We start from the raw sequence: 23584 nt of genomic DNA on the forward strand, positions 1-23584 counted from the left end.
ATCGGGATCAGCCTCGCCCGGCAGGGCCTGCCGGTCAGGGGTTTGTCTCGTTAGGATTATTGCCCGATACAGTGCCGGTTCCCTGGTTAAACACTGAACCGGATATTCTATAAACTCCGCCGCCGTCCAGAGCGGTATTGCCTTCACCGTTATTGCCGGAATTCAGGCCGATCGCGGAAGTGCCGGACATGGTAAGGTTTCCATTAAATGTGGTCCCACCAACAGAAGGATTCCCCAGATATGCGCCGCCGCCGTATTGGGAGGCGTGATTGCCGGAGATATTGGCGGTCCCGGACATATTCACCGTCCCGCCGGAAATCGAGACCCCGCCGCCGTTATTCGCGGCGGTATTCCCCCTGCCGCCGCCGGCCAGGGTTTTCCCCACGGATCCGCCGGACATGGTAAATGTCGTATTAGCCCCCACATGCACGCCGCCGCCGCCGCCGAGTGCGGTATTTCCGGAAATAATTGAGTTCCCGGACATGGTGAAGGATTTACCGTCCGTACGGCTGCTATCGAAGCATAACCCGCCGCCGTCAAGGCGTGCCGTATTCGCATCGGTTTCAGCGGTACCGCCGATGGTGCCGCCATTCATGATAAACGCAGCAACTCCGATAATGTACGCCCCGCCGCCGAAAGAATTCGTATAGTTTCCTGAAATTACACTGGAATCGTTCATGGTCATCGTGACCGGGGTACTGGCGGTGCCGGAAATCCATAGCCCGCCGCCGCTGTTCCCGCTCGCGGAATTGCCGGAAATTCTTGAATTTCCGTTCATGGTAAAGGTTCCGCCCTCTATAGTTACCCCCCCGCCGCCGCCGGTCGTAGAGTTCCCGGATATTTCAGCGGTGCCGTTTAACACAGCAGTGCCGTTAGTGATACGGAGGCCCCCTGCATAAAATGAAATGTTGTTGCCGGTAATCCGGACCTTATCGTTCAGTTCAATCTTACCCAGGCTGTTGACAACGACCACGGACATATTGTTGTTCTTATTGCCCTTGAGGGTTAATCCCGCGGCAGCTCCCGCTTCGCCGAGGATAAGTTTTGCCCCGGACTGGACCGTAAACAGGCTGCCCCGGCCCGTAATTTCCACGGTTTTTGACCCGTTGGGGTCTGCGAGTATGGTGACGGTTTTGGAATTATCTATAGTATATCCAGCCGCAGTCTGAATATCCTTAAGAATGGTTATTTCCGCGGTATCCCCGGCGGAAAGAGCTGACAACGCGCTGCCCAGGTTCTCGTAATAAATTTCATCCGAAGGAGCGGCGCTTTTTACCATCATTACCGCGTGGTTTCCGCTGAGTTCCGTAACGCTTTCAAGCTCGTCTTTATTTGTAAAAACAAATTCGCAGGAGAACGACGTGATGCTGCTGTCGGGATTGTCAATTTCCGCATCGTACAGCCGCGTATGGGGAGAAGCGGACACCATGGTACTCGGGGACATCCGGATCAGAGGATCAGCCGCCGCGGGGGTCCAGTCATAGGAACCGTCCCGGGTAAACTCCCATGTTTTTTCGGCGCCTCCGTTGACGGCGCAGGTTATTTTCAGGAAACCCGCGTCCTGGACGGTGCCTTCAAGATCCTGATTCCAGGAAAATTTTACGGTCTTCCGCACGTTGGGATATTGAATTTGCACGTTTTCCATTCCTGAAGGAAAATCGTTATAGCATATTCTTGGAAGCTCGTAGGTCTCGGCGAAATCCCGGCCGGTGGCAATTTCCTTCAGCCGGAGGAGGAAGTAGTATTCATCCCCGATAATGGGGAAATCAGCGGCCTGCCCCAATACCACTTTTACCAGATTCGGCTCCGCGAACTGGGTGCCTGTCCAGGCCTGATGGGCGCTTCCGCCGAGATCATCCAGAAGCGGATCGATATCGTACAGCCGCGGATTCCGGAGGCGCAGGGTTAAAACAGTAGCCTCACTCCCCGGCCGTATTACCTGTGTTCCGTCGCTTTTTATATGAACCGGCGGCGGATAAATAGTCAGCAATTGTTCCGCCGCAGCGCTGTTCACGTATTCATCAATATATTCCGGAACGGAAAGATTAAACACATCACAGGCAGACAGGAGCAGCGCCGCGGGAATAAGGATCCCGGCGGCGGCAATCCGCAGGAAAACGCGGATTTTACGGGTTTTATTGTTGGGAAGCTGCGGCCTCAATCTGAAAAACACTGCCTTTTCTCGCACAGCGGATATTCCTTCTCGCGGATGCATACATCGGGACATTGTACAACGGAGTAATTATACCGCAATAACGGGGTTAAGAAAAACTATTTTTTTAGTTTTATATTTGGTTTAGACTTTTTAGAAAGAATAGCTTTCCGGAAAATATCCCTCCGGCGTAACAACCCATTCCAAAAAATCCAGCAAATTGATTTCCGGTATCTGCCGGTATATATTGGATGTATCAATTTACAGTTCAAAGAAATTCTAGGAGGATACATTGAAAAGGGGTTATTACGTTCTTGGTGTTGTTTTGTTTCTCTCGCTGCTGATGAGCTGCGGGTCATTCTCCGTGGCCGTATTTGATCCGGACCTGCCCGATGAAGAGATCACAACCCTATGTTTCGTTGGAGGGATGACATCCGCTCCAAGGAACTTCTATGTCAGATCGATTAACGGAATAGCGGCAGAGAAGAAATATACTTATTTTTTGAAAATTCCCGCTGGAAAGACAACATTAGTGGGTGATGTAAAGGTTGAGTCGTTCACATCGTCAATAGTTTATACCGCCGATGATGTTGAATTCACCTACACTTTTGAACCGGGGAAGGCCTATTATATTGATCCCATAGTCGAAGGGTCAGCCACTTTTACCGGCAGCTCATTGACGGGTGTTAAGGTTGACAGCGGCCAAATGGATATGTATATAAAGATATATCAAGTTGAAGTGGAATATAACGGAAATAAAATAAAAGGCGTTAAGGATTATAACGAAATGTTTGATGGAGAACCGCTGGCAAAGGTGCCTACCGGTGTGGTCTTTAAGAAAGAAGAATAACGTTAATACCGCGGTTCTCCGCAAATAAAAAAACCGCCCCTTCTGGTTTTCAGGTCCTGCTTCACAGGTATCCATCTGTACCCAGAAGAAAAACGCCTGCCCCTAATTAGGAGCAGGCTTATATCATACTCAGAAAGATGTTACGTTACTTCAAAAGCTCCCAAGCCTGATAGCCCCATCCGGCAAGACTGACATCAAGTGATTCCCCGCCTTTAACGGTTTTTCGTTTGGAAGAGAAGTGATCGTAGAAAACGTACTCTTTACCCTTTTCGAGTCCAAGGGCGGAAACATCTATCTTCACTTCTTTTAAATCTTCTCCGCTGAAATTGAGCACCGGAATTACAACTTGCCCTTCATAATCGCGCAGCATCGTAAAGACCATATCCGCGTCAGCCTTGATAGCCAGATAATCACAGGAGCCCCGTAACAGCGCCGGCACTTTTTTGCGGGTCGCGATGAGTGTCCGGTAGATAACCTCACTGCCCTTTTCGGCTTCCGAAAAATTGAGAATGCCGCCGCCGGGCGCAAGGCAGCAATAGGCAAACAGGTTGCGCGCCTGCTCAATACCGAACAGCTCTCGGCGGTAGATACCTTTGCGGGAACACAGCTCATGGGTGTCATGGGCGTCGCAGAAATGCACCTTGATTAACGTTGAAGGCAGGACCTTCTGACGCATGGCGAACCAGTCCGCTATTTCGCCGGCATTGAGGTACCGCATGTCCGGGTGATTAAAGAAGGACAAACTCGTAACGCCGAATTTCGGATCAGGCCTGTAGATGTTATCATATACCCAGATTTCATCGTAAATATACGCAAGCTCACAGGAGCTTCCCGGGAGCGGCCCGGTCGGTTCCGTAAAGAATACACAGTCCGGCTTAATCTCACGGCATACGCGGCGGGCATTTACAAGCAGTCCATAGGCTCCCAGGAAGCTTTCATAGCCGTGGTAGGGAAGCCCCTTATCGTAGTTGGGAAAGGAACTCCAGCTCGGCGCGTCAACACGGAATCCGTCGACATCCCATTCGCGGACATAGTACGCAAACACGTCTTCCAGATATTTCCGGACTTCCTTTTTGCGGAGATCAAAGGCATGGGTGTATGTATGGGCGAACTCACCGTTCTCCTGCCGCATGAACCAGTCGGGATGTTCTTCGAGCATGGGGTGGCGGTCCCAGATGGGATCGTCGGGCGCGCGGTTCGCGTCGGCGGCGCGGAGCTCACCCATGTATTTAATGCTTTCCCTGTCCATAACGCCGTGGAGTACAATATCAAAGAAAACCCGCATACCGAGCTCATGGCATTTGTCAATGATCTTTTTAATCCAGACGGGATCGCCGTAGCATTGCAGTATGTTGTAATAATCATACACGACGTATCCGGGCCACGGGAATTTCGGCATAAGTTCAAGGACCGTATACCCGAATTCCTTGAGGTATTCCAGATCGTCATACATATCCTTCTCGGTCGGATACGCTTTATGCCAGCGCGATTCGTCGCGGTATTTCTTTACACCCACATGGGCTTCGCAGATGAAGACTTCCTTTCCCCAGTCGGGGGTTCTGTCTTTGAGTACAAGGCCAGCTTCATCCAGGAAGGCGCTGACATTATTGAGGCCCTCAAGAAACTCGCCTTTGCCGGCATAGAGATACTGAGTCTCAAGGGTGATCTCGTCAGCCGGGGCAATGCGGCATCCGCTCAGCCATTTCTGTTCAAACCAGGTTCCTGTCATGCCGCGCCAGATCCTCCAGTATATCGGCATGGTGTCTCCGGCGTATAATTGGGAAATCATGTGGAATCCCTTCTGCGCCAGTCCGATGACGCCGGCATTCCAGTCAGGGGCGGGATGGGTATCCTCAAAGACACGCTTCATCGAACCGCAGTAACCGTAATTTACCTTTTCGTGCAGGAAGCTGGCAAACCCCGGCATCTCCATAAGCCAGTCGTCTTCGTCGGCGATTACGGGCATCCTGGTCGCGGTCCAGCGCATCAGTTCTTCTTTTTCGCCATGGTGAGCAATACGGAAGGTCCGCTCTACGCGGACTTTTGAAGCGTTATACGCGAAAGTCTCGGTAATGGTCCATTCTTTATTGCCGTACGTGAGGATAAGGGTATCCTTTTCTTCCTTATAATTATTCAGAAGAAAATCCGCTCCGACCTCAGTACAGTCGCGAACACTCCACACCTGCTCGCGGCCAAACGTCTGGGTCATCACTCCGTTGAGGGTGAGTGTAATGGGGGCAAGGCCGGAGCTGCCCCTGAGGATTGTTTTACCTTCGGCGCTGAAACCCGTCCATGCGCCGTTTTTTTCGCTGAACTCAAGGTTAAATTTTCCCGCAGAAAAAAGTATTTTTCCGTCTTTTATTGTAACTGACATGTATACTCCATGGATTTAAGGATAGCGCATGCCGCGTGAGCGGCCGTACAATCGAGGTGATTTCAGAAAATGAAATTTTGAAATCACCTCCCTAGATGCAGTATGGAAAGCGTGTTTATCACGTTTTCTGCCGAGCCAAGTTCAAACCCAGCCTCAGACTGAAGGTCCGCGTTTTGAACTTGGCTCGATCAATACCTTTTTTGAACTGACTTAGATTGCCTGCGCTGCTTTCTTTTTCTTAATGTTTGAATAAACCATTACGGCCACAAACAGTACAAAAATCCCCAAGACAATAAGGCAGATCGGCCGTCCCAGTATAAACATAGGCAGAGAAACTCCCTGGGAACCTGCGAGCGCCACTGACCGCCGGTAATTCAACTCAATAAGATTTGACAGCACGGCGCCTATCATAAGGGGTGAAAGGGGTATATCAAAAGTGCGCAGCACAATTCCCAGAATCCCGAAGATGAGAGCCACAAACACATCGAACATACTGTTGTTTATGCTGAATGAACCAAAGATGGAAAAACACAGGACAAGGGGAATAAGGTACTGCATTTTGACTTTAAGTATTTGATTGAAAAACCGTATGCCGAAAGTTCCGATTAAACCCATAGCTATGGTCACAAAAATCATGCCATACATAAAAACGTACGCCACATCGGGACGTGTTATAAAGAGATCCGGGCCCGGTATAATACCGTGCATCATCAATCCCGCGCCGACGAGCGCCGCGTTGAGCGAGCCCGGGATGCCAAGGGTCAGGAGCGGTATACACGCTCCGCCGACAACGGCGTTGTTGGAAGCTTCCGCGGCGATAACGCCTTCGATATTGCCTTTGCCGAAACTGTCGGGATCCTTGGAAGAACGCTTGGCTTCACCATACGCAACAAAATTACTTGTTCCGCCGCCGATGCCGGGCAGTATCCCGAGAAAAATCCCGATGACCGTTGATTTAATCAGGACCCGCCATTTCGCAAACATCTCCCGCAGTACGGTTAACCTTTTTATGGGGATGTCCTTAAACTCGAAGGTAGCCGCTTTTTTCTGTCCGATGTTTTTAAACATTTCACCGAAACAGTAAAACCCCATAACCATGCTTATCAGGTTTATGCCCGCGCTCAAAGGCCAGATTCCAAAGGTCATGCGCCGGACGCCCGAAATGCTGTCGGTACCGATGGTGGCAATAAAGAGTCCGAGGGCGGTGGCAAAAAGGGCCTTCCAAATATTTTTACCCGCCAGGCTGCCGACAATGCTTAAGCCCACCAGCGAAACAAGCAGCATTTCCGACGCGCCAAACTTAAGGGATATACTCGCGAGGGGCGGTGTAAAGAATACCAGGCACAGTACGCCGACAATGCCGCCGAAGGTACTGGCAAAAATCGAGAGATAGAGAGCCTCTCTGGAGCGGCCCTGCAAAGCCAGCGGGTGTCCGTCCCAGGCGGTTGCGGTGTTTTCTACCGCGCCGGGGACATTAAGGAGAATCGCCGTAATAGACCCTCCGTACTCCCCGCCCATATAGATGCCGCCAAGCATCAGAACGCCCGCTGCCGGTGAAAGAACATAGGTAACCGGGAGAAGCAGGGATATCCCAATTGCAGCATTGAGTCCCGGAATAGCGGAGAAAATGATACCTAAAATAGTCCCAAACAATGAAAAACCAATTACTTCGGGATTTAATAACTGCAAAAAAATATCCCAATTCATATTAGGTTACCTCCATATATCGATTACTCGAACCAATTTCAAAAGACAGATCTTCGGTCTGAAGTTGGTTTTGAAATTGGCTCCGCGGAAAGTGTGACGAACACACGTTCCGCGCTTTTTATCAGTAATTCGGACGAATTTCATCTCCGTAGGTCTCAACAAGATTTTTAGCTTTATTATAATACCCGGTAAACAATGCGGTTAAATCGTCACCGAAAACCGGTTCGTATAAATAATTAAGATCTTCGATTCTTTTACGGAAACCATACGCGGGATCCTGGGCGATTTTTTTACAAGCGTCGGTGAGTTTATCCAGAATTTCCTGGGGCACATCCGCGGGCGCGACTAAGGTAGTTCTTACACCAAGGAAATCAAGAATAAGACCCGAGGCATTCGCCAATTCAATGTTGGGATAGCTTGGAGGGGGAACCGGGTCGCCCCACAGGATGGGGAAAGCGCCAAGAGCTTCCATACTTGAAAGAGCGCCTGCGGTGGTACTCAGAATATCCACATGGTCTCCCAGGAAAGCCGCCTGGGCGTCGCCGCCGCCGGGGTAACTGATGGGACTGAATTTGATATCGTAATGCTTCATAACAGAAACCGCAAAAACACGGTGCATAAGTCCGCCGGGGGCCGTGGAGGTAAGTTTACCCGGATTGGCTTTGGCGTATGCGAGGAATTGATCCCAGGATGTTATGCCGTATTTATTATTCTTCTTCATAAAATACGCGTTTATGGTATTGGGAAGCGCCGCGATGTAGCGCACACTCGTAGGGGTGCTGAATTCCTTGGCAAAGTCAGGATTAGACAATTCCGAAAGAAACATATCCGGGCAGTTCATGATACCAAGGGTATAGCCGTCCGGTTTGGCTTTTACAATGTTCAGGGTGCCCATTTCACCGCTGGACCCGGGTTGGTTCACCACGACAAAGTTAGCTCCCAGCTCCCGGTTAAGGGCATCTGCCCACATCCGGCCGATAAGATCAGCCATCCCACCCGGGGAATAGGGGATTATCAGAGTAATCGGCCGTGCTGGCCAATTCTCTGTTGAGGATGACTGCTGACCGCCGGCAAAGGCGAAAGTCCCCGCGCACAGCAGCAGAACCAAAGAGAACATGATCACGCTTGTTGCTGATGTCCTTTTCATGAAAAACACCTTCCTTAAAAAAGAAATTTAAAACCCCCAAGGGCCGATTGGTACTGGTAACCGAAGCAAAACGGAAAAACAGACATAGAAAACTACGCAAATTGCCGTTGTGCTTATCAGGAGCGTAATCACATCTTTTCGTTTAAGGGAAAATTTCCCCTTTATGATTACATCCTGTAAAATGTAGATGACAATAAAAAGAAGGAAACAGCCTAAATAGAAGCCTATGACTGTCATCAAAGCGCAGATAGCAAACAAAATGCCCGAGGGTATTAAGGCGATCAGCACAAACTCCTTAAAGCTGATGGACTTCTCTTCTCTTTCTTCCGCTTTGCCTTTTTTCTGCCGCCAAAGCGATCTGACGATAATTCCTACCGCCGCTATAAGCATTAAAGCAAGCAGCACCCGTGGAAACTCCGCGGCTTTCGGAGGCAGGTTCACGGTCTGGCTATAGAATATTCCGACAAATACAATGATACCTATGCCGAAAAATACATCCTTGCTTTTCATCCGAACTTCGTTTTCCATCTGAACCTCTCTTTAAAAGGTATTTCACCGCGATGCGGCTAACACACTGCCTGAACAGTCAGTCTCCCTTATGCTTTATGTTTTCAAGCGCTTCGAGATAAATATCCCTTGAACCGCCCATAAGATGTTCTTCAATAACCTCAACTGAATTAGGCCATTTTTGAATAATGCAATCGGAAAGTAATTTATGTTTTCGGTAGGTTTCATCCGCGGGAACATGGGATCCGTTTATATTGATAATTTCCTGCATTAATGTAGACGCCGATTTCCAGGCCATGAAGATTGCTTTGTTGCCGCACATTTGAAACATGGCAATGTGGACATTAAATCCCAGCTCCGCCATTTTGACAGGATCGGCAGTGCCGCCTTTATTATTTTCTTTATTTAATAAATTCATGATCTGGACCAGCGGACTGTAATCCACATGGTCTTTTTCCAGGAGTATCTGCATGGCCCTTTTTTCAAGCCAGAGCCGCATATCGTACATATCGATAATATCCTGAACGGATATTCCGATTACCGATACTCTGCCGTTAGGTTCGCTTTCCACAAGACCTTCCATTTCGAGCTTGTGCAAGGCGCGGGTTATGGATCCCCGGCTGACCTGATATTCCTGAGCAAGGACTTCCGTTTTTAAATGCTGCCCAATTTCATACTTTCCGGTGAGTAAATCCCTTCGCAAACTGTGCAAAGTATCCAATGAGGTGGGTGAATGCATAAACATATTATCAAAAATGGACATAATTAATATTACCATACCTTTGAAAATTGTCAACATTTTTTTTATAATGTCAACAGAATATAACCGTAACAATCTGAGCTAATACCGACGGTATCAGCTCAGATCTTCTTTTCAAGAATTTCGGGATTACGGAATCCCTTGGGATGTTCTCCGTCCGCAAAACGGATGAGGTTTTGTATTGCCGCGCCTACCACCGCGTTTTTTCCTTCGTAGGAAGTACCGGCGTTGTGGGGAGCCAGCAGCAGATTGTCCAGTTCCAGAAGGGGGCTCGTGGGCGGCAGCGGTTCTTTGTCGAAAACATCCAAACCGGCGCCGAAGATTTTTCGTTCCTTCAGCGCATGGTACAGCGCCGCCTCATCTATAAGGCCGCCCCGGGCACAGTTGATCAGAACCGACAAAGGCTTCATCAAACCAAAGGCCCGCTCTCCGATCATCCCCCGGGTCTCATCAGTTAAGGCTGTGTGGATACTGATGAAATCACTTTCCCGCAGCAGATCGTCCAGAGGAAGGAAGGTAATCCCGTGCTCCCCGGCAAAATCCATGTCCGGAAACGGATCATACGCGACCACCCGCATCCGGAAACCCTGTACCAGCCGTACCAGCCATTTCCCGATATCCCCGAGGCCGATAATGCCAAGGGTTTTACCGTATACACTGGGACCGATAACTTTCTCCCATCCATGGCGCACCTTGTAATCCCCCTGTATCATCTGGCGGCCGACGGCAAGCATCATGGCAAGCGCCGCTTCCGCGACAATATGGGAGTGAGCGCCGGGGGTGGTTAAAACCGCGATTTTCCGTTCCGTGGCGGCTTTTACGTCCACCGAATCGTAACCGACGCCGATGCGGGAAATTACCTTCAGGGAAGGAATCCGGTCCATTGCCCGGGCAGTCCAGCGGTCGGAACCGCAGACCACCGCATACAGGTCGTCCGGAAACTGAAGGACCTCTTCTTCAGGCATGTCGATCTCTTTGGGATGAAGCATCACCGTGAAGCCCTTGGCTTCAAGGCTTTCAATCATCCTGTCAAACTCGGTGACATAGGAGGCCGGCCACGGCTGGGTTATCAAAACTTTTCGTTTCACAATGGTACCTTCTATTTGTTAAGCGTTATTGCGGCTGGTGAGCCTTAAGATTGGGTAACCCGGGAAAGAATGGAGGGTGAACCCATACAGGACACCCTGCCCATTGCCGCACAATCCATGAAACCGCAGAGAAGAAAAGGGAAAGCCCAGCTGGGCAGCAATGTTCAGATCCATGTCGAATATGGTTAAACCACCTCCCCGTTCTCCGGCGTAGATATACTGGCTGTCGCCCCAAAGACTCGAAGGCTGGTAAAAGCATTCGGCAGCATACCCCAGAAGTTCTCCGTCCCCGGAGAAAACATGAACAGCGCTGCCTTCCCGGTCGGCGACCCAGACCCGGTCAAGGACATCTATCCAGATGCTGTGCACCACAAGAAATTTCCCGGGACCTTCACCCGGTTCTCCCCAGGTCTTGAGCAGCTGGCCGTCCTTGCTGAATTTATGCACGGCTGCGTTTCCGTATCCGTCGCTGAAGTACATTTCTCCTTTGGAGTTGAAAGCCACGCCGGTAGGTTTGTTGAAAGGCGGCGCGGTTCGTTTTATGGTTCGGACCTTTTCCAGAAATTCAAGATTAGGATTGGAATATTGATCATACGTTACCAGCCGGCCTGCTGCCCGCAGCTTCTGCCAAATATTCGGATCGTAACCGGTATCGCTGGGCTTGCCGAGATTTCCGATATCCCGGATCAGCTCTCCGGTCATACTTAGTTCCCGTGCTCCGTGCAGCCCGTCATCAACACACAAAAGAGTTCCCGCCGGTGTTATTTTGATGTCGTGAATGGTTTTGAAAAGCCCTTTGCCAAAATCGCGGAGGTAATTTCCATCGCTGTCGAGTACAACAACAGGGTGATCGATGTCCCTGCAGACGGCGTAAATAGTACCTGTCTCGTCACAGCAGCCGGTGGGAAAACCGGCTGCCGCTAAATGGGCAGGCACCTTGGCAAAGTCCGGCTCCAGCTGATAGCTGAAACCGTTATTCCGGTAAAACTGTTCAGCTGATTTTGTTCTGTCGTTCCCTTGTATCCGCTTCATATCAATTATCCCCTAAATATGTACTAGGACGGAGGAGTTCCCCTCCGTCAGCTATAACCGTGGAACCGGTCATAAATGAGTAAGCGTCGGTGACCATGGTGGCAATGATATTTCCGGCATCCGCGGGAACTCCCAGACGGCCGACGGGCAGTTTCTTCACCTTGTCATCGAAAATTTCCTGTTTTGAAAAAATATCCTTGTTAATGCCGGTGAGTATGCATCCGGGGGCGAAACTGTTGACACGTACCCCATAAGGCGCCAGGGTCGCTGCCAGACTCTGCATCAGCGACTGCAGCGATGCCTTCGTGGTAGAATAGATCGCCTGATCCGACAGCGGGAAAAGGCCATTGACCGAAGTAACAATCACAATACTGCCGCTGCGCTGGCCCTTCATGATGTTTCCGGCATGCCGAAGCCCGAACCAGGCTCCTTTAAAATTAGTCGTCATTAACGCGTCAAATTCTTCTTCCGTAATGTTCAGGGCGTCTTTCCGGATCTGGCGGCCGGCGTTGGAAATATAGATATCCAGCCTTCCCTGTTCTTTGCGGTACTTTTCAAAGAAAGCATCCACCTGTTCTTTTTTGGAAACATCCACGATATGGGATGAGCTTCTGCCGTTTATTTTGGCAATTTCCTCGGCGGTGGCGTCGAGCCCTTCGGCGCTGCGGCCGATGAGCGCGACCTCGGCGCCAAAGTTAGCTAACGCTACTGCCGCTGCCTGGCCGATTCCCGAGCTGGCACCCGTAACAACAGCCTTCCGGCCGTCCAGAGAGAAATATTTCCGGATATATGATTCGTTCATTTCTTTCTCCGCTTTAGAAAAAATCAGTTTGGCGGAAAACAGGTTCCCCGCTTTTAAGAGTCATCTCGCAGCGGATGAGCCGGCTGCCTTCCAAAACTTCGCCTAAATAGTCGGTAAAGCGGACCGGTTTTTCCAGAACCCGCAGAATAGCCAGATCAGCCGGCGCACCGGGCCGGATAAATCCGGCTTTGTTGCCGAGGAACGCCTTCGCGGGGGTTTCCGTACTCAGCCGGATAAGCTCTTCCACAGAGAAACCCAGGTGAAGGTATTCGCTGAGAATATAACCGAGCGAATGAGCGGGCATGCGGTACAGGGAAAAACGGCTCAGGTCCGAAGTGATCAGATCCGGCTTAAAACCCTGATCCAAGGCGGCCCTGGCCATCTTGATAGAAGCGCCGCCCCGCCCGTGGGCCACATCGAACAAAACACCCCGGCGCTGTGCCTCGAATACCTCCGGCAGAACGTTTCCGTTCTTGTCGAGAATCACGCCATCCCCTGTATTATGGAAGACGTGACAGTACACATCCCCGGGCGCAAGCTGCGGCAAGACCTCATCCACCGGGAGCGGGCAGTCGATCATGTGAACCACCAGCGGCAGGCCCGCCTGCCGGGCAAGCTGCACTGAAGCGGTCAGCGCGCCGGTACCGTGGTTTTTCAGCATGGGCGCCCCAAGGCGGAGTTTGATGCCAACGATGTTGTCCCGGTATTTTTCACAATAACGAAGGATCTTCTCAGTCTCAAAACGGGCGGGATCCAGTTCCTCCGGATTAAGATGTGAAGTCTGGCCCACGGAGCCGACGTTCAGGAATGATTTGATCGTAACCTGGCTGCCCGCGATGACAGAATTATAGAAATTCTGAAAACCGGATACACCGCAGGTCCCGCCGTCCAGCACGGTGGTGACACCGCTCGGAAAGCAGCCGGTCTCTGCCTGAAAGGAATTATCACTGGAGCCGTAGTTAACATGGGCGTGGGCGTCAATCAATCCGGGAACCACCAGGCATCCCGCGGCGTCGATTATCTGAACATCCTCAGCGGCGCTGGAAGATTCCGGCATAACAATAACGCCGTCCTCAACCGCGAGGTCCATCACCGTATCCACACCCGAAGATGGATCAAGCACACGGCCGTTTTTGATCAAAAAAGAATACATACGTTTTCCTATTTCTCCTTATTAGTGCAATTTCAATTAATCCATCCAATAAGTGGAGTTATCGGACAAATTTTCTATAAATTACAAATTATATAAAATAACTATTGCAAACAAACTGGATTGATTATACCATGTCTTTATGAATTGTCAACAATTTCTGTTTTATGTCAGCATTTTATCTGGCCACAAAATTGAAGCTGTATTTCCGCCATCTTTACAGACAGCCTGCAATACCATTAAATCAGTGGAAAAAATCCGCCCGCAGTGGCCAGCGTGGAAGGACCATTTTCGGTAAATTCCAAACCGGTCAGCCAAAGACTGGAACCGGACTATAGATACCTGATGTTTTGTCAGGTTAAGGAGAAGGAGAAAAAATGAAAGTTCTGATCTCTTTGCCATGGAAACGGGATGATATTCTGCGCTTGGATGAATTTACGAAAAAACTGGAAGCAGCGGGCTGCCGCGTAACCGTGAGCCCGGGAACCGCGCGCATGACAGAGGAAGAGCTCATCCGGGCGGCGCAGGGCTGCTGTGCCCATATATGCGGCGGCGATGCCTGGACCTCCAAAGCGATGGACGCGCTGCCGGAGATACGGATTATCTCACGGATCGGTGTTGGACATGAAACAGTGGATATTGAAGCCGCCAGAAACCGGGGTATCGCGGTTACAGTGACTCCGGGCGCAGGGGCTCAATATGTTGCGGAGTATGCCTTCACCGCGCTGCTGGCCCTTTCCCGCCGTCTTTATCAGAACGATACGCAGATGCGGGAAGGGAACTGGAGTCCGGTGATCGGCAGGTCGGTAAGCGGGAAAACCTTAGGCGTGGTTGGATTCGGGCTGATCGGCAGACAGCTTGCCCGGTGGGCCCAGGGTTTCGGAATGAAAATCACCGCCTATGATCCCAAGGAAGATCCGGATTATGCCCGGTCTAATCAGATTACGTATCTTCCGCTGGAAGAACTTCTGCGGACCAGCGACTATATCAGCCTGCATCTTCCTCTGCTGCCTTCAACCCGTAATTTAATCGGGGAAAAAGAATTAGCCATGATGAAAAAAACCGCGGTTCTCATCAACACTGCCCGCGGAGGAATCGTTGACGAGGATGCGCTTTTCCGGGCGCTGCAAAAAAAACAGATTGAAGGAGCGGCTCTGGATGTTTTCTGCAATGAACCTTTGCGGGAGAAAAGCCGCTTTGCCGCTTTGGATAATATTCTGCTGACCCCGCATATTGCGGGCGGTACGTATGAAGGGCTTACCAGTATTGTTGAGATGGCGGTGGACAACGTTCTTAAGATTATCAACGGAGAAACTCCGCCCGGCCAAATCACACCATTACGCCGTAATAAAGAATGACCTTATATGGGCATATCAGCAGCAAAGTTTTTCCGAAAATAAAAAGCCGCCCGCAGAACAGCCTCAGGTTTAAAAAAACATAGCGGAAAACTTATCGTGATATACAGTAAACATCGGTGTTGACCGGAAAGGCTCCGCCGTTTTCCCGGTATTTCCCAGGGCTGGTTTTGGTGTATTGTTTAAATATCTTGGAAAACCAGCTTTGGTCCTCAAAGCCACAATCTGCGGATATTTGGCTTATCGAGGCATCGGTCTCAATCAGCATGCTGGCAGCCTTATCCACCCTGAGTCTATTCAGATAGGTTGTAAGGGTTTCCCCCATTTCGTTTTTAAAAACAGCACTGAAATAGGGAGCTGACAAACCTGATGCGGCAGCAACTTCCCGCAGAGTTATTTTTTTGCTGAGATGCTCATTGATATACCGATCCGCCTTGCGGAGTGCCGTTGCGTGCCGTATCCCCTGGAAAGAAAACAGCCGGTTCGAAATGTGATCCACCGCAATGTTAAGCAGTTCCCGTAAGGCATCGGTGGTTTTTACTTCCTGAGCCCACCGAAGGAAATAATTATTTTCCTCCATCAGAACTTTCCTGCCGATTCCGGACTGAATAGAAGACCGGGAAAGAATCACCAATAATTCAATTACCCGGAACTGTATGGCCTTAAAATTATTGGTGTTGGTGAAAAATAAATCATCAAGCAGTTCATTGAGAATGTGTTTTCCCATGGAAGTATCGCCCCGGCGCAGCGCCGCAATGAGATTTTTTTCCTTTTCCCAAGGATATGCCGGCAGATCTTGTTTGGAAGGATGCTCACTCTCCGGGATATCCGCAAAACGGTCTGTTTTAAATTGATGTTCCGTACTCCGTTTAAGGGCTTCATACCCATCATTTTCTTTTATAAGGATTTTACTATTTATTAAGAGCATTTTGGCCAGAGCCTGGATTCGGTCAGTGCTGACATCAGGAATGTCTTGGAGCATTTCCTCTGCTTTTTCAAAGGAAATGGTACCGCTGCTCATACGCTGAACCGATTCTATTGCTGCAATTCTGGAAACTGACAATACATGACCGCTTGAGAAGGCTCCCATAAAGCGGCCCCGGTAAACCAAGCGGCATATCCAATACATAAAACCACGATTACATCGGTATATATATACACCGCCAAAATTCTGGGCTTCTTCAATGGCATACTGATGTAATTTTACACAGGGATACTCATCCTGCTCCAGGAGCTTTTGATTATCCGCATAATAATGCCTGCAATGGTTGCAAAAAACCTTCTGTAACCCCTTCTTGTCATCTCCCACAATATGACCGTCCGGTCCCAAAACGCAGCAACCAACCCCGGTTGATTTCCGGTACATATCGACAATCATTAACGCATTTCTATAAAAAGAATCTGTTTCCCGGCGGTATGTCACCGTATTCACCCCATTCAACATATCGATTCTCCTCTCAATCTGTATTTATCTTAAGAAGACTATCTTTATCCCGCATCACCCGAATGGGTAAAAAATGAAAGCTTCTATAAAACGACTCGAAGGCTATATCTATAGCCTCTTTCTCGGTTTCTTTTTTAGTGTTGGTTTCCGGGAGATATTTCCCCGTTTGTTCGCTTTTAAATCTGACTGTGCAGAATCTTCGATCGTTTCGTTTTAAGACGGTAAAAGGAAGGCGTTTTTTCATGTCCATAACCTTTACAGCGCCGTTGAAAATGGGATTTACGCCATTTTTTGCGGTACTTTTCGCTATATGCGATGATTAAGGACATCGTTGTTTGGCAGTCCTGCCATAATTCTGTATAACAAAGGTTTGGAGAATAACGAAACAAACATTGCTATCCTCCGAAAATAAAAAAACGTCCCGTTTTGGGACGTTTTGCATTCCTAGCAGGGACAGGACTCGGCTTCCGGTCGCTGACTTCCTGTCAGCTCCCTACAGCCCGCCTCCGTTCCTAAACCGGCATCCATGCCGGTTTGCGCTCCCTTCCAGTCGCGCCGGAACTTCGTTTCGAGTCCTGCTTTACAGGCACAAAAAAAACGTCCCGTTTCGGGACGTTTTGAATTCCTAGCAGGGACAGGACTCGAACCTGTGACCTCCGGGTTATGAGCCCGACGAGCTGCCAACTGCTCTACCCTGCGTCGTGTTGCGATGTGCTTAAATCAACTATAGCCAGTATTTCTAAGCAAGAAAAGGTAAAAAAATTGCTGATTTAGAGGCCTACAATGGTTCTTAGAAAAGCCCAAACTGTGTTTCTATGTACGTTTTCTGTTTACTTTTTCAATAAAAAGTATAGTAAATCAAAAATTGATTACATAAAAATGATTTTAATAGTTAATTTATTGAATGGCTTTTATCTATGATAGAGCTAAGCTAATTGCTTCTTAATAATTTGACTTAATCGTTTTTTAGTATTAATGAAAATATCTGGCTCAATTTGTTGCGAACTACTTATTAATCCAGTTAACTTCATTAGCTCTCCTTCTGGAATAGTATTCAAAGACGGATATTTTCTCATAATCGAAATTAACTTTTTTCTGTGTTTATTAGGTACTCTGAATTTGTGATCAGACGTGATAACACAACCAGTAATATGTTTATTCTCTCGCTTATTATAATATCTTATCTTTTTCCTTTTAAGATCTAACCTATATTTCTTTACGATTGCTTGAACTTGAAGATGCAAATTTTTAGCCAAAGATAATTCTACAGATGAAATAGTTAAATCGTCAACATATAATGTAAATATTTTATCTTTATTTAAGATAGCAATTTCATCAAACATTTGTTTATAAGACCAATAAGCTATCAATTGACTTATAGGACTTCCTGTAGGTATTATCTTTCCATAACAAGAAATATTTGCCAGAATATGTGCAATATCATCACTCTGATTTAAACGATAACGATAAAACCGAAAAACGTATTCTCTATTAGCGTTCTTATAAAATCCTTTAATATCCATTTTCAAGAAATATGAAGAATTAATGTGTCTCTTAGCATTATCTACGTAAGACAAACCTCTTTTTCCTGAATATAGGTAAGTAGGGGTATCGATTCTTGATAGATATCGAAATAATCTATCATGAATTTTTCGAAGTAATCCTATAGGTTCTTGAATTTCCCTCCCATTAATAGAAAATATTCTATAAGAGTTAGTAAGTGGTAGATGGATTAATTCTTCATTAGTACCTATGTCTAATAGCTCACGTAATTTTCTTTTATTCTTAATTCCATATAGAGGGCTAAAAGTAATGTCATATATTTTATTAACTTTCCTCATTTGCATATTTCTCAACATTTTGTAATACATCTATAATTTTATTTCTAAAAATATTTCGAATTTTACCATCCTTTTTATCGTATTCTTTAACGAATGCAAATAAAGCAGATGAGGTTGTCCCAAAAACACTAGCATATTTATCAAGTAATTCTATGGAAATTTTTTTCTTGCCTTTTTCAATTTCAGATAAATAGCTAGTTGAAATTTCTAACTTCTCAGCTAATTCATATGATTTCATATCGTTAAAGACACGCAACAATCTTAATGCATCGTTCATATATGATTTATCCTATTAAAAAGTTCACAGGCGCTAGTCATTTTAAAGTTTTATCCTTGGGAAACAATGCAATAATCTGGAAGATAAAAAGGATAAACTTAATTATCTCTTTTCTGTTCTTCCAGCACCACTTATAAAACTTTACGATGACAGGATCTCGTTTTGAGACCTTTCTGCTATGAAGTCTTTTCTTCATAAGCGACCTCTTTACCCCTTTGAAGATTTAGTGCTTTTACACACTAGAAAGGGTTTACGCTAAAGAGGTTGTGGAACGATCTCTTTTCGCTAACCTATAACCTTTGTGTGGCGTTGATTACGCAACGCCACATTGCCGACGATGGCTGCCGTGACGGTGATGGCCGTCGGGCGCTTCCCCCGGGCAAGAATTGACTACCTATACAGGCAGTCTCGGGTTTTATCCCACATTTACTATAAAAGTATGCGTAAGGCCACTTGCGGTCTCAAAAATATACTATCATGACTACTATACCTTGTCAACAATATTATTCGCTATTTGCGAATTTTATTCGCAAATATTTTCTATCATTTTCAAGAGCTTCTTCAACTTTACGATCTAGCTCCGCAATGATTTCAATAGGTTCAACGGGTGTATAATTCAAATCTTCTTTCCAGGTTACATTATTGATATCTCCGAATGTCTCTTTATTGATGATATTATTATCATAGAGGGTTTGAACAAAAGAAGCATATTCATCAAAATGCCTTTGCCGTTGATAATAGGCCCATAACTTTAATGCTTTTGCCTTCGTAATCTGCTTAAGGGATTCTTGCCTACTCTCAAAATCTTTAGGCTTACATTGTTCATTTTTAAAATTGTCTGGTTTCAGCGTTTCTAGTGAATCTATTAATAATCGCCTACCCATCTTTGGAATAGATTTATAGAACTGATAAAGTAAATCTTGTAATTTAAAATAAATCTCTGGATTGCAAAGGTCCGTCAGCACTAAATTTCTTTTAAATTTACGTTGAATACCTACGCTGCCTATTAGTCTGTATTCTAGGCGTAAAATATTCTTACCTTGAAAATCAACAGGTATAGAATGATTGTGTGCTTTCATTTCATTGGTTTTATTATAACAGGTAAACCAAATACGACCGGTCTTTGAACCCTGGCCTGATGTTTCAAGATCAATTACCCTAAACATTTCTTCTCCATAAATAGTACCCATTCTATGAGATTTGTACCTACGGGGATATGCAAATGTTGAAATATAGCTATTCACCTTATGATCAAGAATGACGCAGAATCCTATTTCAACTCTTGTCAATTTGGCTTTTGTTAAGTCTATGCCAGTTATAATGCCAAGTCTTTCTATAGCCTGCTTAACATCAAGCCAGGTAAATTTAACAATATTGTTACCATGAAAATATTTACCAAGGCTGCCTTGTATCTTTATATGGCTATTCGTTTGATTAATTTTTAAATTACCTAACTCAGCAGAATAAGAGTTTTCACTATAATTTCTGCTTGGAATTCTTTTATACCATTCATTACCGGCCTCAAGTGGAACCACAAGATTAATATTGTCAATCATTTGTAGTCTCCTTAAACAGTGTACGAACCCCCCAATTTTTACCCCTATCAAGATAGTTCCTCCTGAAAAACGTTAAAAACTCTATGTTATTCAATTCCGCAAGGTGTTTAGTGACTGATACCTGGCACTCCCTACAAAAGATTGTTCCAGTATGATTTGATGCTAAACAAGAGGCATATCCAATTTGCTGAATATTGGTCTTAAACCTGAAATAAGTTCTGTCATGTTCCAGGTGAAAGTAATACATTTGGGTTTGTTTTGGCCTGATAATATAATTTTGCTGGTTCATTTTGAGACCGCCGAATTACTTTGATTTTCTTCAAGCCATTGGTTTACTACAGATTTTCTATAGATAACCCGTTTCCCAAGCTTTACATGCGGTATGTTTTGCTTGTCTAATGTAGTTAAGCAAATCCTCAAATATTCTGCGGTTTCTTTCCGGGTGAGTATTTCATCCGGCATGTTTTCGTAATCCATAATTTCTCCTCCCGCTTTTTAAGCGTCTTAGATTGGTTACTTAAATAGGTGGAGAAATTTAGTTGGTCCGATTTATTTGTAAAAAACAAGTTCTGTAAGATTTATACATAAAAATGCATTGATATATGTCTTATTGTATTTTTATCATAATTTAATCTTAGATTAGGGCATATTTAATGTATTATTATACATTTCTAGTAGCAATATGTGATAATTCTGTTCGTCGAGTTTTTAAGAAAAAGCATCTTTTTTCACTTTTTTAGCTAATATTTTACAAGATTTAAGAAACAGTACTAAAAGTCTGATCAGATTATTAATTTCTTGATAGATATTCTCATTTTAGGGCGTTGATGTATGATTGTAAAAGTCTGTGCTCGACTTTTTATATTGAATATACCTCTTAATAACATCTTCAAAAGGTTCATCATTAGCACATAGAAGCTGATAAAATTTATATTCTGCCAGAAGGTATTCAGTCCCTTCTATGAATTCATTAGGTTTTAGTTCCTTGTAAACCCTTAAGTGATTGTTAGATTTAGAGTGTTTAAGTAATGTCATATAAAAACAGGTTGTTTTAAGAGCTAAATAAAAAAGCCCCGTTATGGGGCATTGATTAGAATATATAGATACTATGCATCTATTCCAGGTTGCCCAATCTCACTTGTCGTAATTGTTTAAAATCCAATCATCCGCAAAATAACCAATATTACTACTACTCATGTCATTTAAATAAGTTTCTTTGACATCCTTATTCAAAAGATCAGCAAGTAAGATATAATCATCCACATTGTACCCGCTACTTGTTTTACTTATGAAAAATAAGCAAGGGTTAGTTTGATTCTGTTGATTCAAATATGGTCCAATATCGAACCATAAATCTTGAGATATTGATACATATACCCATCTGCCGCTTAAATTTGAACCAGATAAATATAGTATTTCTTGAGAAGACTTTTTTATATAACCAAATACAGCCAACTTTTCAAAATTATCTGGCAGATTATAATATTCAGTGAGACTACCAAAACATGGTTTATAACCACTATGAACTGTTCCTGTCCTTAATATTCTATTTCTTGCATTCAAGGCATCTCTTTCTTGTCTGCGAGTCAGAGCTTCTTCTTCAGCTTTTTTATCTTCCTCGGCTCTTTTTAATGCTGCATCTTGAGCTTCTTGGTCTGCTGCGGCTTTCTCCATTGCAGCAATGAATTCTATTTTTTGAGCTCGCTGTTGGGCGTATGCTTTAGCTCCGGTAATTCCTTCATTTCTAAATGTATCATATATTTTCCAGCCACCCTCATTTCTAGTTTTTTGCTCCTCAGATAAAATTATTTCTTTTACATTATTAGGCATTTCAGCTAATATCTCAGAGTATAGAATTATTTCATCAACAGAAAAACTATATGATTTCTCAATATCCTGTAAATACTTTAATTGGCCCTGCTGATCACGCCCATAATCATCAAAATTTATATATTGCCCTTTTCTTTGATATAGTAAAATTACCATGTCTTTATTGTCTTTTGCCTGTCTTAATAAAAGTGATTGGTTTGAAGTTGTAGAAAGTCTTAGAAATGATGTACGGTTTAATCTATATCCCCATACTCCCTCTGAGTAAATAAAGTTGTCCGATATATCTCGTAAAATAAGAAAAGCAGGGTTCCCTGGTACAGAGGCAAAAGGTTGATCACTATATTTTGTCTGGTCAATTGAATAGAGGGTATTTAAGATGAGAAAACAGAACGCCAATATTCCTATAATTTTTTTCATGAAATGTTCTCCTTTCTATGAGGGTTATATGGTGCAAATTTAAGCTTATACGGGTTTCTTGATATAAATGAATTATTTCCTTGAAGAAAGGTAATAATTCTATAACATTTCTCCTTATTTCTTATCCAATGGTTGATTTAATCATTCTTAATATGTGCTGATTATTTTGATTCTCTGCTTCTTCTTTAATGCTAGTCAGAGTTGTTGGATCAAATTCATATATCTTTTGAATAATTGATATCGAGGCATTCTTTATTGGTGTAAGTCCAGTAACATCTTCCTGTATTGGGTCTAAATCCGGTATAGTAGCAATTTTCCAATCATACAATGCTTCCCGTATTTTCTTGACCCTTATTTCAGAAGCTTTATTCAATCTGTCTCTTGTTATCTTTACAACAAGAAAAAACCTGATGAAGAATCCAATAAATCCAAATAGAATAATAATCGCTATTGTTAATCCAGTATCCATAATAATCTCCTACTTCACTGAAACGTGAATGAGTTTTAATACATAGCTTTTAGCCGGGTACGGTACTGTTTCAGTCCATTCCAAAAGCTGTTCAATTGTGGTTGGTCTGGTTTTCGCTACCTGGCGTATTATCTGCATGGTAGCCACAGTTGAAGGTGTAAGCTCAACTTCTTCACCATACATCATGTCCGAGGCCTGTTTTATAGTTTGTTTTCCCTTTTCATTTGACTTTTTCCAAGAACGGGCAGCCCAGCGTATTCCCAAAACAATACCTACGATGAATAACATAAAAACGAAAACTACAAATATCCACATAAAATTAGCCTCCAATAAAATGTTCTATTGGAGAAATCATAAATCCACTATTGGGTGTTGGTCAAGTTAATCACACCAATAATAAGATTAATTATTCTCTAAAAGGGTGATTTTATGACTGAAAGTGAATTACGTGCTATTTTAAGTACAAATATAAAAAGGTACCGCAATGCTTATAATTTATCCCAGGCTGAATTATCAGAAAAACTTGATATTTCCATCAATTTCCTAAGTAATATAGAAAGCGGTAAAAAGTGGGTATCTCCGGCTACACTGGTAAAATTTGCCAATACTTTTAATGTTGCTCCTTATGAGCTATTCAGACCAGAAGAAGCACTGCCGCCTAGCACTGTAGATGTTTTATCAAAATTCTCAGATGAGGTAATTATCGCTCTCGGAGAGACCGTAAAAAATATTCAAAACTATTATGTTTCAGAAGGCAAAGAAGAGTAAAAATAGATGTCTGTCATGAAAGGTGTGCTTTCTTGGTTTTCATTTCAGATGAGATCTC

The 23584-nt window shown here is 45.1% G+C and carries 21 protein-coding genes and 1 tRNA gene; 3 read left to right on the forward strand and 19 right to left on the reverse strand.

Annotation, left to right across the window (positions count from 1 at the left end; all coding sequences use genetic code 11):
* Positions 1-34 precede the first annotated feature (34 nt).
* A complete protein-coding gene (locus JFL75_RS11720) occupies positions 35-2188 on the reverse strand; it encodes an autotransporter adhesin family protein (protein ID WP_215626871.1) in 2154 nt (717 codons plus the stop codon).
* Between the two features lie 256 nt (positions 2189-2444).
* On the opposite strand from JFL75_RS11720, the gene JFL75_RS11725 reads away from it, so the two are divergent.
* Positions 2445-3002, forward strand: coding sequence for a hypothetical protein (locus JFL75_RS11725; protein ID WP_215626872.1), 558 nt, complete (start codon positions 2445-2447; stop codon positions 3000-3002).
* A 145-nt stretch (positions 3003-3147) separates the two neighbouring features.
* On the opposite strand, the gene JFL75_RS11730 is transcribed toward JFL75_RS11725, so the two are convergent.
* The 9 genes from JFL75_RS11730 to JFL75_RS11770 all read right to left on the reverse strand — a co-directional run bounded on the left by JFL75_RS11730 (position 3148) and on the right by JFL75_RS11770 (position 13572).
* On the reverse strand, positions 3148-5376 hold the full coding sequence (locus JFL75_RS11730) for an alpha-amylase family glycosyl hydrolase (RefSeq protein ID WP_215626873.1): 2229 nt from the start codon (positions 5374-5376) through the stop codon (positions 3148-3150).
* A 210-nt stretch (positions 5377-5586) separates the two neighbouring features.
* A complete protein-coding gene (locus JFL75_RS11735) occupies positions 5587-7083 on the reverse strand; it encodes a tripartite tricarboxylate transporter permease (RefSeq protein ID WP_215626874.1) in 1497 nt (498 codons plus the stop codon).
* Positions 7084-7204: 121 nt separating this feature from the next.
* Positions 7205-8230: a Bug family tripartite tricarboxylate transporter substrate binding protein gene (locus JFL75_RS11740; protein ID WP_215626875.1), complete on the reverse strand. Its 1026-nt coding sequence runs from the start codon at positions 8228-8230 to the stop codon at positions 7205-7207.
* A gap of 27 nt (positions 8231-8257) precedes the next feature.
* Positions 8258-8758 (reverse strand): tripartite tricarboxylate transporter TctB family protein, encoded by a 501-nt coding sequence (locus JFL75_RS11745; protein ID WP_215626876.1) that lies wholly within the window; start codon positions 8756-8758, stop codon positions 8258-8260.
* 58 nt (positions 8759-8816) lie between these two features.
* Entirely contained in the window at positions 8817-9515 is a 699-nt protein-coding gene (locus tag JFL75_RS11750) for a GntR family transcriptional regulator (RefSeq protein WP_215626877.1), read from the reverse strand.
* Positions 9516-9598: 83 nt separating this feature from the next.
* Entirely contained in the window at positions 9599-10585 is a 987-nt protein-coding gene (locus JFL75_RS11755) for a phosphoglycerate dehydrogenase (protein WP_215626878.1), read from the reverse strand.
* A gap of 18 nt (positions 10586-10603) precedes the next feature.
* A complete protein-coding gene (locus JFL75_RS11760) occupies positions 10604-11617 on the reverse strand; it encodes an NHL repeat-containing protein (protein WP_215626879.1) in 1014 nt (337 codons plus the stop codon).
* A 1-nt stretch (position 11618) separates the two neighbouring features.
* Positions 11619-12419, reverse strand: a complete 801-nt coding sequence (locus JFL75_RS11765) for an SDR family NAD(P)-dependent oxidoreductase (protein WP_215626880.1) — start codon at positions 12417-12419, stop codon at positions 11619-11621.
* Positions 12420-12432: 13 nt separating this feature from the next.
* Positions 12433-13572, reverse strand: a complete 1140-nt coding sequence (locus tag JFL75_RS11770; protein ID WP_215626881.1) for an amidohydrolase family protein — start codon at positions 13570-13572, stop codon at positions 12433-12435.
* A 374-nt stretch (positions 13573-13946) separates the two neighbouring features.
* Here JFL75_RS11770 and JFL75_RS11775 point away from each other — a divergent pair, with 374 nt between their 5' ends.
* Entirely contained in the window at positions 13947-14927 is a 981-nt protein-coding gene (locus JFL75_RS11775) for a phosphoglycerate dehydrogenase (protein ID WP_215626882.1), read from the forward strand.
* Between the two features lie 91 nt (positions 14928-15018).
* On the opposite strand, the gene JFL75_RS11780 is transcribed toward JFL75_RS11775, so the two are convergent.
* From JFL75_RS11780 to JFL75_RS11820, 9 genes are all read right to left on the reverse strand, one after another.
* Positions 15019-16368: a helix-turn-helix domain-containing protein gene (locus JFL75_RS11780; protein ID WP_215626883.1), complete on the reverse strand. Its 1350-nt coding sequence runs from the start codon at positions 16366-16368 to the stop codon at positions 15019-15021.
* Between the two features lie 626 nt (positions 16369-16994).
* Positions 16995-17067 (reverse strand) — tRNA-Met (locus JFL75_RS11785).
* A 227-nt stretch (positions 17068-17294) separates the two neighbouring features.
* Positions 17295-18209, reverse strand: coding sequence for a reverse transcriptase family protein (locus JFL75_RS11790; protein WP_215626884.1), 915 nt, complete (start codon positions 18207-18209; stop codon positions 17295-17297).
* Positions 18196-18486, reverse strand: a complete 291-nt coding sequence (locus JFL75_RS11795; protein WP_215626885.1) for a helix-turn-helix domain-containing protein — start codon at positions 18484-18486, stop codon at positions 18196-18198. The genes JFL75_RS11790 and JFL75_RS11795 overlap by 14 nt, the downstream gene beginning before the upstream one ends.
* Positions 18487-18989: 503 nt before the next feature.
* Positions 18990-20042 carry a phage/plasmid replication domain-containing protein gene (locus JFL75_RS11800; RefSeq protein ID WP_215626886.1) on the reverse strand — a complete coding sequence of 351 codons (1053 nt, stop codon included), beginning with the start codon at positions 20040-20042 and terminating at the stop codon, positions 18990-18992.
* 285 nt (positions 20043-20327) lie between these two features.
* A complete protein-coding gene (locus tag JFL75_RS11805) occupies positions 20328-20519 on the reverse strand; it encodes a helix-turn-helix domain-containing protein (RefSeq protein ID WP_215626887.1) in 192 nt (63 codons plus the stop codon).
* A gap of 657 nt (positions 20520-21176) precedes the next feature.
* Positions 21177-22289 carry a hypothetical protein gene (locus JFL75_RS11810; RefSeq protein ID WP_215626888.1) on the reverse strand — a complete coding sequence of 371 codons (1113 nt, stop codon included), beginning with the start codon at positions 22287-22289 and terminating at the stop codon, positions 21177-21179.
* 121 nt (positions 22290-22410) lie between these two features.
* Positions 22411-22758: a hypothetical protein gene (locus JFL75_RS11815; protein WP_215626889.1), complete on the reverse strand. Its 348-nt coding sequence runs from the start codon at positions 22756-22758 to the stop codon at positions 22411-22413.
* Between the two features lie 9 nt (positions 22759-22767).
* Complete coding sequence (locus JFL75_RS11820) at positions 22768-23073, reverse strand: hypothetical protein (RefSeq protein WP_215626890.1); 306 nt, start codon at positions 23071-23073, stop codon at positions 22768-22770.
* Between the two features lie 114 nt (positions 23074-23187).
* Between JFL75_RS11820 and JFL75_RS11825 the strand changes: the two genes are divergently transcribed.
* Entirely contained in the window at positions 23188-23526 is a 339-nt protein-coding gene (locus tag JFL75_RS11825) for a helix-turn-helix domain-containing protein (protein WP_215626891.1), read from the forward strand.
* Positions 23527-23584: the final 58 nt, after the last annotated feature.

The organism is Breznakiella homolactica, assembly GCF_016616095.2.
In the GTDB taxonomy this organism is placed as follows: Bacteria; Spirochaetota; Spirochaetia; order Treponematales; family Breznakiellaceae; genus Breznakiella; species Breznakiella homolactica.